This window comes from Agrobacterium sp. SOY23, assembly GCF_027212525.1.
Lineage (GTDB): Bacteria > Pseudomonadota > Alphaproteobacteria > Rhizobiales > Rhizobiaceae > Agrobacterium > Agrobacterium tumefaciens_I.
The window spans coordinates 330,295-339,095 of sequence record NZ_JAPWDT010000007.1 but is presented as its reverse complement, the minus strand read 5'-3'; the positions used below and the strand labels follow the sequence as shown (position 1 = coordinate 339,095).

The following is an 8,801-nucleotide window of genomic DNA, read 5'->3' as shown; positions in this document are numbered from 1 at the left end:
GACCGCTGAGACCTACGGCCCGGTCTCCGTGCTGCCGACCCATGCCTATTTCTACGGCATGGAAGATGGCGAGGAGCTGTTTGCCGATATCGAACGCGGCAAGACGCTGGTCATCGTCAATCAGGCCTCGTCCGGCACGGATGATAAGGGCATGGTGACGGTGTTTTTCGAGATCAACGGCCAGCCGCGCCGCATCAAGGTACCGGATCGCGCCCATGGCGCCTCCGGCTCCGCGGTGCGCCGCAAGGCAGAACCCGGCAATGCCTCCCATATCGGCGCGCCGATGCCGGGCGTGATCAGCCGGGTCTTCGTCAATCAGGGTCAGGAGATCAAGGCCGGCGACGTGCTGCTCTCCATTGAGGCCATGAAGATGGAAACCGCGCTGCATGCCGAGCGTGACGGCAAGATCGCTGAAGTTCTGGTAAAGCCCGGTGACCAGATCGATGCAAAGGATCTGCTGATCATTCTAGATTGATTTTCAAAGGATACCAATGGCCCGCATGATCCCAAGGTCATTGCATTGATTGCCGAGGGTCGTAGTTATCGCTGGATCGCGCGTCAGCAAGAATACCGTTGCTGGTATCGCCGATTACATAAGGTAGGATCATCAGATTCTTTGTAGTCATCCGGTGAAGACCGCTACGATTTCGCCTTGAAAGCTGCTTGTCCGCCGCCATGGACGGAAACGGACAAGCCGCCACAGAGGTTCACTATTTCAGGGGCAGGAAGAACTTTGGTGCCGGGGCGCCACGAATGTGTCAATTTCCTTGTCGCCAAAAGCTTCAGGTTGGCCCCTCACATATTCCGGCCCGAGACGGCGAACCGTTTCCCCACCTTTGGGCGGAAATTTGCTGCCGCAAAAATGGAAACGCGCCCCGTCCGATCCACAATTCAAAGCGGATCGCCGTCGATCATCTGATAATCGGTTGGATATCTTGTGCAAACGCGTGGGATAGTTACGAGTGTGAGGTAAACCGACTCCGTATGAATGTAAGTCGCATTGGAGATACCCGTGAAACGACGCCTCGGCATACTGCTCTCATTCTGGCTCGCGCTGCCCATATTCGCTGGCGCCGAAGAAAAGGATGTGCCGCAACATACGGTGACGATTACCGACATTGCCGGACGGCGCGTGAAGGTCAACGTCCCCGTTCAGCACATGCTGCTGGGAGAAGGGCGCCAACTCTATCTAATCGCCTCCCTCGACAAGGAAAACCCGTTTCAACGTATCGTCGCCTGGCGCAACGATCTGATCGAAGCTGATCCCGCGACCTACAGACAATATCTCGAAAAATTCCCGGCGCTCGCGCAATTGCCCACCTTCAAGGGCCATGAAGGCAGTCTCATCGATATAGAATCCGCCGTCGTCCAGAAACCGGATGTCGTCCTTCTCAATCTTGAAGCGAAACAGGCAAACGAGGAAGCACAATACGTCGAGAAGCTGGCGTCCCTTGATATTCCGGTGCTCTATGTCGATTTCCGCCATTCGCCCCTGAAAAACACCGATCCGACAATCCGGATTCTGGGTAAGATTATGGGGCGAGAAGAAAGGGCGGAAGAAGTCATTTCATTCAGGAAGGAGGCAATGGAGCGGGTCGAAAGCGTTCTTGACCGGGTCAAGCCAGTTCGCTCCAAAGTGTTTATCGAGCGCATCGGTGGATATTCCGAGGATTGCTGCCTGACTTTTGGCGCCGAGAATTTCGGAAAATACGTTGAGCTAGCCGGTGGCGATAACATCGGAAGCGAATTCCTGCCGTCGACCTTTGGGCAACTCAGCCCTGAACAGGTGGTCGTGTCCAACCCCGATCAGGTGATCGTCACAAGTGCGGACTGGCAGGCTTACGCGCCGGCAGGTCGCTGGATTCCTTTGGGGCCGGGTGCCAACCTCGAACAGGCCCGCAAAAAACTGGAATGGTATCCCACACGCCATGCCTACACCGGTACAACTGCACAGATAAAGAACAACTTTCATGGCATCTGGCACCAGTTCTATAACAGCCCCTATGAGTTTGTCGCCATCCAATGGATTGCCAAATGGCTTCATCCGGACCTCTTTGCGGACCTTGATCCCGACGAGACATTCGCTGAATACCACAGACGGTTTCTGCCGATCGACTACAAACCTGGCTATGCCGTCAGCTTCGATGCCTCCGCAAAATAATGTCCATTCGCGTAGTGGCGCCGGCCCTCGCATTTGTGATGATATGAAGACCGGTTCCATCCGCCATCAAAAACAGGGTGGCGCCGGTCCCGACTTGACGATCTCAAAAATCAGTTGTCATCGATAGCTTGAACGTGCGCGGCGCGCCCTGCGCGATCGTGCTGTAGCTTGCCACGCCTGACCAATAATCCTTGTCGAAGACGTTTTCGACGGAAGCACGGAATGTTACCGGCCTGTTCTCGATTTCCGTCTTGTAACGCGCGCCTAAATCCAGCCGCGTCCAGGACGGAATTTTCAGGCTATTGGCCGTATTGATATACTGCTCTCCAGTGTGGATCATATTGGCTGAGAGGGTGAAGCCCTCGAGAAACGAAGTATCCCATTCCACGCCAATATTCGCCTGAACGGAGGGAACACCAACAGGCTTGTTTCCGAGCGTCTGTGAACTCGATGTTTTCGTCAGTGCGCCATCAATTAGCGTCAATCCACCGAGCAAGCGGATATCATCCGTGACCTCACCAAAGACATTAAACTCAAGTCCGCGATTGCGCTGTTCGCCTCCCGCCGAAAACAGAAGCCCTCCCCCGGTCAATTCCAGCTGACCAAAAGGTTTTTCGATCTGGAACGCGCTGACCGTCATCCCAACCTGGCCAAGATCGATCTTCGTGCCGATCTCGTATTGGGTTGTCCGATAGGGAGCAAGCGTTTCACCGGAGTTGATTGCAGTGGTTGGCGCCGTATCGCCGATGCTGAGCCCCTCGGCATAATTTGCGTAGAAGGAAACAGCATCCCAGGGACGGACGACGACACCCACCAACGGCGTGACTGCGTCCTCATCCGATGAAGAGGAAACCATGCCCGTGACCGTATTGAAGTTTTTGGAATCGACCTGCTGAAAGCGACCGCCAACGGTCAGTTGCAGTCGTTCGTCCAGCATCGATAATGTGTCAGACAGCGCAATGCCAGAGAGCTTGCTTTCCGACACTTTCGGCACCGAGCCCGGATTCGCCACAAACTGCTCAACCCGGTTCACCGGATCGTACATGTTGCTGAGATCAGTCGTGCCAGACACGATGGCACGGTCGAGGCTTTGCCTCAGATAGCTCGCCTGCAGGGTCACCGCATGAGAAACAGGACCGGTATCGAACTTCGCCCTCAGGCCGGTTTCCGCTGTTAACCTATCGACATCGAAGACACCATTTTGCGGCAGGGTGCTGATGTCGCCGGCGGAGTTGAGAATGGTAGGCAAGCCGAACAGGCGATGGACATGGGAGGTGCCGCCGCCTGCTGCACCGAACCAGGTGACATCGTCGGTCAGATCATATTCGAACCGCCCAAGAACCGAGCGGTCGGTGCTTTTCGACCACTCCCATGGCTGCTGTACGTTCAGCGATCCGTTGGGCGCAGGCGGGATTGCTGCAAGACGACTGCCTGGGTAGAACGGACGTGATAACGCATCGTATTTTTCATGCTGTCCGATGATATCGAGCGTGGCTCTGAGGTTTTCCCCCTCGTAGTCCAGAGCCAGCGAACCAACGAAGAAACCTCGGCTCTGATCGTCGATCTGTGTCTCACCGTCGTGAACACTGCCATTGGCCCGGACACCAAACTGACGCTCATCGCCGAAACGGCGGGACAGGTCGATATGAACGCCGCCCTGCATCTTTGAAGTATAATCAGTGGTGATCCGGGTCAGGTCTTCATCCAGAGCCCGTTTCGGCACGATATTGATGGTGCCACCGACGGCACTGTTGGGTGAAATGCCATAGAGGAATGCCGTTGGACCCTTCAACACCTCGATGCGTTCCGCATAGTCCGTGAAAACGCGGTAGGTCGGCGCAATTCCGTAAACGCCGTCAAATGCCATCTCCCCGAAATTGCCTTCGCCGATCGGAAACCCCCTGATGTAAAAAGAGTCCAGCATGCCGCCCGACGAATGGGTGTTTCGAACAGATGGATCGTTGTCCATCACTTCACCGACAGTCTGCGCACCCTGATCCTCAATCTTCTGCGACGTATAGGCTGTTGCACTAAAGGGAGTGTCCATAAAATCCCGGTCGCCAAGTATGCCAAGTCGCATACCTTTTGCGACTTGCCCACCGGGATACTGATCCGGCAATGTTCCGATCGTGGAGGTTTTCTCCTTATCGCCTGAAATGACGATTGGTTTAAGCTGCGTCGTATCTTCGGCGGAAGCCGGCTCGCTGACCATAACCGCCAATACTATCGCGCATCCCCTGCGAATATTCATAATGAGCCCCCGACAAAATTGACGATCGCAGGCTTTCGCTGATTCGAGGCCTCACGCTTTGATCAAGCCGAATAAATAACATGATAAAAAGAGTCAATTTTGATTCTGCGTCGGGCAAAGACCGCCTTGTTCGAGATCAATTCTTCGAACGGGCATTACCAATGGAAGCAACCGGCCAAAGAATCGATGGGGTGTCCTCTATCTGGAAGCGCAAAGCAGTTGAGCGGAAACGGGCAGCCGGTTACCTCGATAATGACTTTGGTGGGGTTCATTAGACTGGCAGCAATTTATTTCTGCAATGACAGCGAGTACCGGGTATGCCGACGTTCACCCGTACGCGTAAGTGCACCGATCTCCACGAGCCGCTGAAGGTCGCGTGTTGCTGTAGCGCGGGATGTGCCTGTGATCGAGATATAGTTTTCGGCGCTTAGCCCCCCCTTGAAGCCTGCCGTGCCCTCTTTGAAGATGCGCGCGACTACCTTTTCCTGCCGCTCGTTCAACTGGCCCCGAAAACGATCATAGAACTTTGCTTTCTGAATGAAGAAATCGATGCGCTCAAGCGTCACCCGTTGAGCATCCAGGATAGTTTCTGAAAAGAAAATGACCCAGTCGGTGATATCGAGCGTACGCTGGTGCCGCTCAAGCTCGGAGTAGTAGGCCTTCCGGCGCTTCTCGATTGTGAAGGCGAGTGAAATGAGGCTTGGCTGCCCTATGTTTTGCGCTAGGGATTTCTCAGCGAGCGCGCGCCCAATTCGGCCGTTGCCATCCTCAAATGGATGTATGCTTTCAAAGTACAGATGGCCTACTGCAGCGCGCGTCAAAGCTTGAAGCGACGTTTGGCCATCTGGCCCGGATTGATTGAACCATGTGATGAAGGTCTCCATCTCAGCGGCAACCCGGCGAGAGGGGGGAGCCTCGAAGTGGATTGTGGGCTTGTCCAATCGACCCGACACGATCTGCATGGCGTCTTCATGCTTGCGGTAAGCACCAACTGTTTCAATATATCGGTTTCCGGCCATTAGCATTGAATGCCAGTGGAACAGTCCCTCAGGACACAGCGGCCCATGCCAGCTTCGATAGACATCCGCCATCATCTCAGCGATCCCCCGCTCCTGGGGGCGAATCTGCCTGTCATCAGCGTCGAGCCCGAACTGCCGACGGAGTGATGACTGGACACTCATTCGGTCCAGAAATTCCCCCTCGATCTCTGAGGTCTTGACCGCTTCGTCGCTCAGCAACTCAATGCGAAGCTGGTTGCTGTCGTCATCGTTGAAATGTCGAACAGCACCGATAACCTCGCCGGCGGACTGCAGGAATTTCTGCTCCAACGGTACCAGGCTTGCGATGTCGTACCTGAAGTTTGGCCAATCGGCGTTCTGCCAGTTCCATGTCATGAGTTATAGACACCCTTTCTATAACTCATAATTATTACCAAAAATGAGCTATTGCAAGCCCATCTATCACTTAGAGCCACAATTTGCAGCTCTCCAGCTTGTCAGCTGCGACAACATCATCCCTCCGGAAAGCTTGCAGAAACGGAGACATCTGGATATATTACTGGAAATCTCAGGAGGACATGATGGCTAGCTCACAGACTCGCGCAATTCAGAATTATAGAAACCGCTTGGGCGACCGCGGTCTCGCTCGTTTCGAGGTACTCGGTCGTGATAGCGATCGCAGCTTAATCAGATCATTTGCGCGCCGATTGGCAGAAGACGGCCCGGAAGCGGCGCATTTACGCGCCTTTGTAAGTGAAAATCTCGCCGGAGCCCCCCCGAAAAAGGGAGGGATTCTCGCGGCACTCCGCCGATCGCCTCTTGTTGGGGCAGATATCGACACAGCCCGTTCACGCGAAGTGGGTCGCGAGACCGATTTGTAATGCGCTATTTGCTCGATACCAATATTCTCAGCAATATCACGAAACCAGAGCCTTCAGCGTCATTGATGACATGGATGGACGAGCAAATTGACGACGATTTGTTCATCACATCGCTCACTATTGCCGAGATACACCAAGGAATACTGGAGAAGCCGCCAGGCAAGAAGCGAGCAGCTCTCGAAACTTGGTTTGGAGGTAGAGAGGGACCGCAGTCACTCTTCGCAGGGCGCATCCTTCCGTTTGACGAGAAGGCAGCTCTCATATGGGGAGAACTGATGGCAGAAGGAAGGGCAACAGGCCGCCCACGTAGTGCCCTGGACACGATCGTGGCGGCCATCGCTCAATCGAACGGCTGCGTCGTTGTCACCGATAATGAGCGAGATTTCAAAGAAATCGAAATGATCAATCCCCTCCGTGCAAGCGCAGTCTGAGATGCTACAGTTATCGCCTTGAACCAGTTCGAACCACAGTCCCGTTGATGCAGGATCGAGGTCGAGTTAGCTAGCCGGCACAGTGTCTGGCCATTCCTGCGCGCCGTGGAGGATACGAAGAATTCGAACCGATATTTCCGTTACCGCATATGCTGCGACGGGTGTGCCGCCGATTACCAGTTCGCGTGGGCCAGCAATCCTGCCAACACGACCGCTTACGGGAAAGTCACTGAGGCGACGAACAGCGGCGATGATCCGTTCATCGATCATAACGGCGGCTGAAGGATTATCTGCTTCGATATATGTGAATATGGCATCGCGATCCGATAAGGCGCACGCAGACCAAGTAATCTTCACGCTTTACCTGCATCTGTTTTGAGGCGTGCCATCGCTCGACGCCCAGCAAAATGCGCCTCGACCTCATCATCCGAGACGTCCGGCCGAGTATCGTTCAGAGCTTCAAGTACCTTGGTTCGGAACCAGGCATCATGAGCCTCGCTGCCTGAAAGTAGTTCGAGGGGCAAAGCACCCTCATTAGCCGTACGGGTGAGCAAGATACGGACGGCATCTGATACCGTGAGGCCCATGTTTTCGAGCACAGCGGAAGCACGATCCCGAACTTCGGCATCAATGCGAGTTTGGACGAGAGCGTTTGCAGGCATAGCTATCTCCGATTTCCATGAAATGGTAATGCAAATGAATGACAGAGGCAATAGCGTTTCGGCCGTGGCCGCTCACTCGCGTCTTTTACGTCTTGAAAGGAACGAATGAGCGGCCACCGCGTGAAATGCGTTAAATCAGATACATAGGTTTTCTCAAGTATTGACGGCGACCTGTGGGTGATCCCAAACTTGACGTTATTCACGAGAAGGTGCAGCTATGGCCCAATGCGACCAGTGCGGCAACGATTATGACAAGGCCTTTCAAGTAAATCTGAGGAATGAAACCTACACGTTCGATAGCTTCAAGTGCGCTATCCAGAAACTTGAGCTGGCCTGCCCGCATTGCGGCATCCGGATCATCGGGCATGGCGTCGAGCAGAGCGACATCATTTACTGCTGTGCGTATTGCGCCGAGCGGGAGGGAGCCGACGCTCTTACCGATCGCGCGCCTTAAGACCGTCTTCGGTCTCCGACTTATTCAGGCGCCCTGTTCGGGAGCCCTTTGTCGTTTGGGTTCGGAGCCGGCGTCTCTCTTGTATCGCGCGGCGGATGTTGGCGATCGTCCGGCTCGGCGGGCGCCACCTGGTCGTCGGAACGGCGGGCAGGCTGCTCTTTAGGGTCGATCGTTTTGGAGGGGGCCGAAATTTTCCTGGGCATAGTCAGTTCCTCTAGCTTCACCGACAAGAACTGGCTGGCCACACTGAAGGTTCCGAGCCCCAGAAGCGCTGCCTGGTTCGAAATCGATCTCACCAAGCTGAACAGGCGGGCCTCCTCGCAGGCGGGATCAATGGCGAGCGCCTTCGAATGAGCTGCCCGCCCCTCGTCGGGCCGACCGAGACGCTGGAAGGCAAGATCTCGCGCGAGGTGAGCCTCGGCGGTGGAAAAGTCGGCCACGGTAGCGGCGGAATAATCCGTCCGCGGGCGGAGTAAAAACCGGCCACCTATTTCCTTTCTGCAATGAGCGCAGGAGGGACAGGGATCTATACCGTGGAACTTTATTTGTGGTTCGCCTGGCTGTTTCCGAAGGGATGACGCGCCGGCAGGCAGCAGCATTTCAACATATCGCGCGACAGCATAACCAAGATGGTGGTTTCTTCGCGGACACAGCGATCAAGGTCAACTCCATCGTGACTGTCGGCTACGGCAACCCGGCCGGGAATTTCGCGCGGCTGCCACGCCTGGAGTTTGGCGCGATGTCCGTTCTGGGCATAGCCGCGTCCACCGGTTACGGAAGGGCGCAACCATCATAAACTTGCGGTCGGTCGAGGGCCGCCCCGTTGGGGCGGCTTGCGGAGGGTGGATTCCATCTTAACTGAGGTCCATAATCGGCAGCAGGCCATTCCGCAATGTCCGCTTCAAAGTGTGAGCCGGGAGGTTTAAACTACTCAGACAAGGTAAAATTTACTGCACCGAAGGC

The 8,801-nt window shown here is 55.1% G+C and carries 11 protein-coding genes; 6 read left to right on the top strand and 5 right to left on the bottom strand.

The genetic code is table 11. The features are described 5' to 3' along the window. Positions 1–475, top strand: a 475-nt coding sequence (locus tag O3S81_RS20935; RefSeq protein WP_269346298.1) for a biotin/lipoyl-containing protein, incomplete at its 5' end; no start/stop codon positions are given. Positions 476–1,012: 537 nt separating this feature from the next. Beyond that, the gene (locus O3S81_RS20930) at positions 1,013–2,161 is read left to right on the top strand and encodes an ABC transporter substrate-binding protein (protein ID WP_442864962.1); all 1,149 of its coding nucleotides are present in this window, start codon (positions 1,013–1,015) and stop codon (positions 2,159–2,161) included. A 103-nt stretch (positions 2,162–2,264) separates the two neighbouring features. Here the strand turns inward: O3S81_RS20930 and O3S81_RS20925 are convergent, their stop codons facing one another. Together O3S81_RS20925 and O3S81_RS20920 are read right to left on the bottom strand one after the other, a co-directional pair. After that, a complete protein-coding gene (locus O3S81_RS20925; RefSeq protein WP_269346296.1) occupies positions 2,265–4,412 on the bottom strand; it encodes a TonB-dependent receptor in 2,148 nt (715 codons plus the stop codon). Positions 4,413–4,699: 287 nt separating this feature from the next. Then, entirely contained in the window at positions 4,700–5,806 is a 1,107-nt protein-coding gene (locus O3S81_RS20920) for a Fic family protein (protein WP_269346294.1), read from the bottom strand. A 185-nt stretch (positions 5,807–5,991) separates the two neighbouring features. Between O3S81_RS20920 and O3S81_RS20915 the strand changes: the two genes are divergently transcribed. Beyond that, positions 5,992–6,291 (top strand): hypothetical protein, encoded by a 300-nt coding sequence (locus O3S81_RS20915; protein ID WP_113082167.1) that lies wholly within the window; start codon positions 5,992–5,994, stop codon positions 6,289–6,291. After that, entirely contained in the window at positions 6,291–6,722 is a 432-nt protein-coding gene (locus O3S81_RS20910) for a PIN domain-containing protein (protein ID WP_269346293.1), read from the top strand. Before O3S81_RS20915 ends, O3S81_RS20910 begins: the two co-directional genes overlap by 1 nt. Before the next feature lie 66 nt (positions 6,723–6,788). Here O3S81_RS20910 and O3S81_RS20905 read toward each other — a convergent pair whose 3' ends face one another. Together O3S81_RS20905 and O3S81_RS20900 are read right to left on the bottom strand one after the other, a co-directional pair. Then, complete coding sequence (locus tag O3S81_RS20905) at positions 6,789–7,079, bottom strand: type II toxin-antitoxin system RelE/ParE family toxin (protein WP_269346292.1); 291 nt, start codon at positions 7,077–7,079, stop codon at positions 6,789–6,791. Further along, entirely contained in the window at positions 7,076–7,384 is a 309-nt protein-coding gene (locus O3S81_RS20900; protein ID WP_269346290.1) for a type II toxin-antitoxin system RelB/DinJ family antitoxin, read from the bottom strand. Before O3S81_RS20900 ends, O3S81_RS20905 begins: the two co-directional genes overlap by 4 nt. 217 nt (positions 7,385–7,601) lie before the next feature. On the opposite strand from O3S81_RS20900, the gene O3S81_RS20895 reads away from it, so the two are divergent. Further along, complete coding sequence (locus tag O3S81_RS20895) at positions 7,602–7,838, top strand: hypothetical protein (RefSeq protein ID WP_269346288.1); 237 nt, start codon at positions 7,602–7,604, stop codon at positions 7,836–7,838. A 20-nt stretch (positions 7,839–7,858) separates the two neighbouring features. Here the strand turns inward: O3S81_RS20895 and O3S81_RS20890 are convergent, their stop codons facing one another. Continuing rightward, entirely contained in the window at positions 7,859–8,278 is a 420-nt protein-coding gene (locus O3S81_RS20890) for a hypothetical protein (protein ID WP_269346286.1), read from the bottom strand. A 107-nt stretch (positions 8,279–8,385) separates the two neighbouring features. Between O3S81_RS20890 and O3S81_RS20885 the strand changes: the two genes are divergently transcribed. Further along, complete coding sequence (locus O3S81_RS20885; protein WP_269346284.1) at positions 8,386–8,634, top strand: hypothetical protein; 249 nt, start codon at positions 8,386–8,388, stop codon at positions 8,632–8,634. The last annotated feature ends 167 nt before the right edge of the window (positions 8,635–8,801 follow it).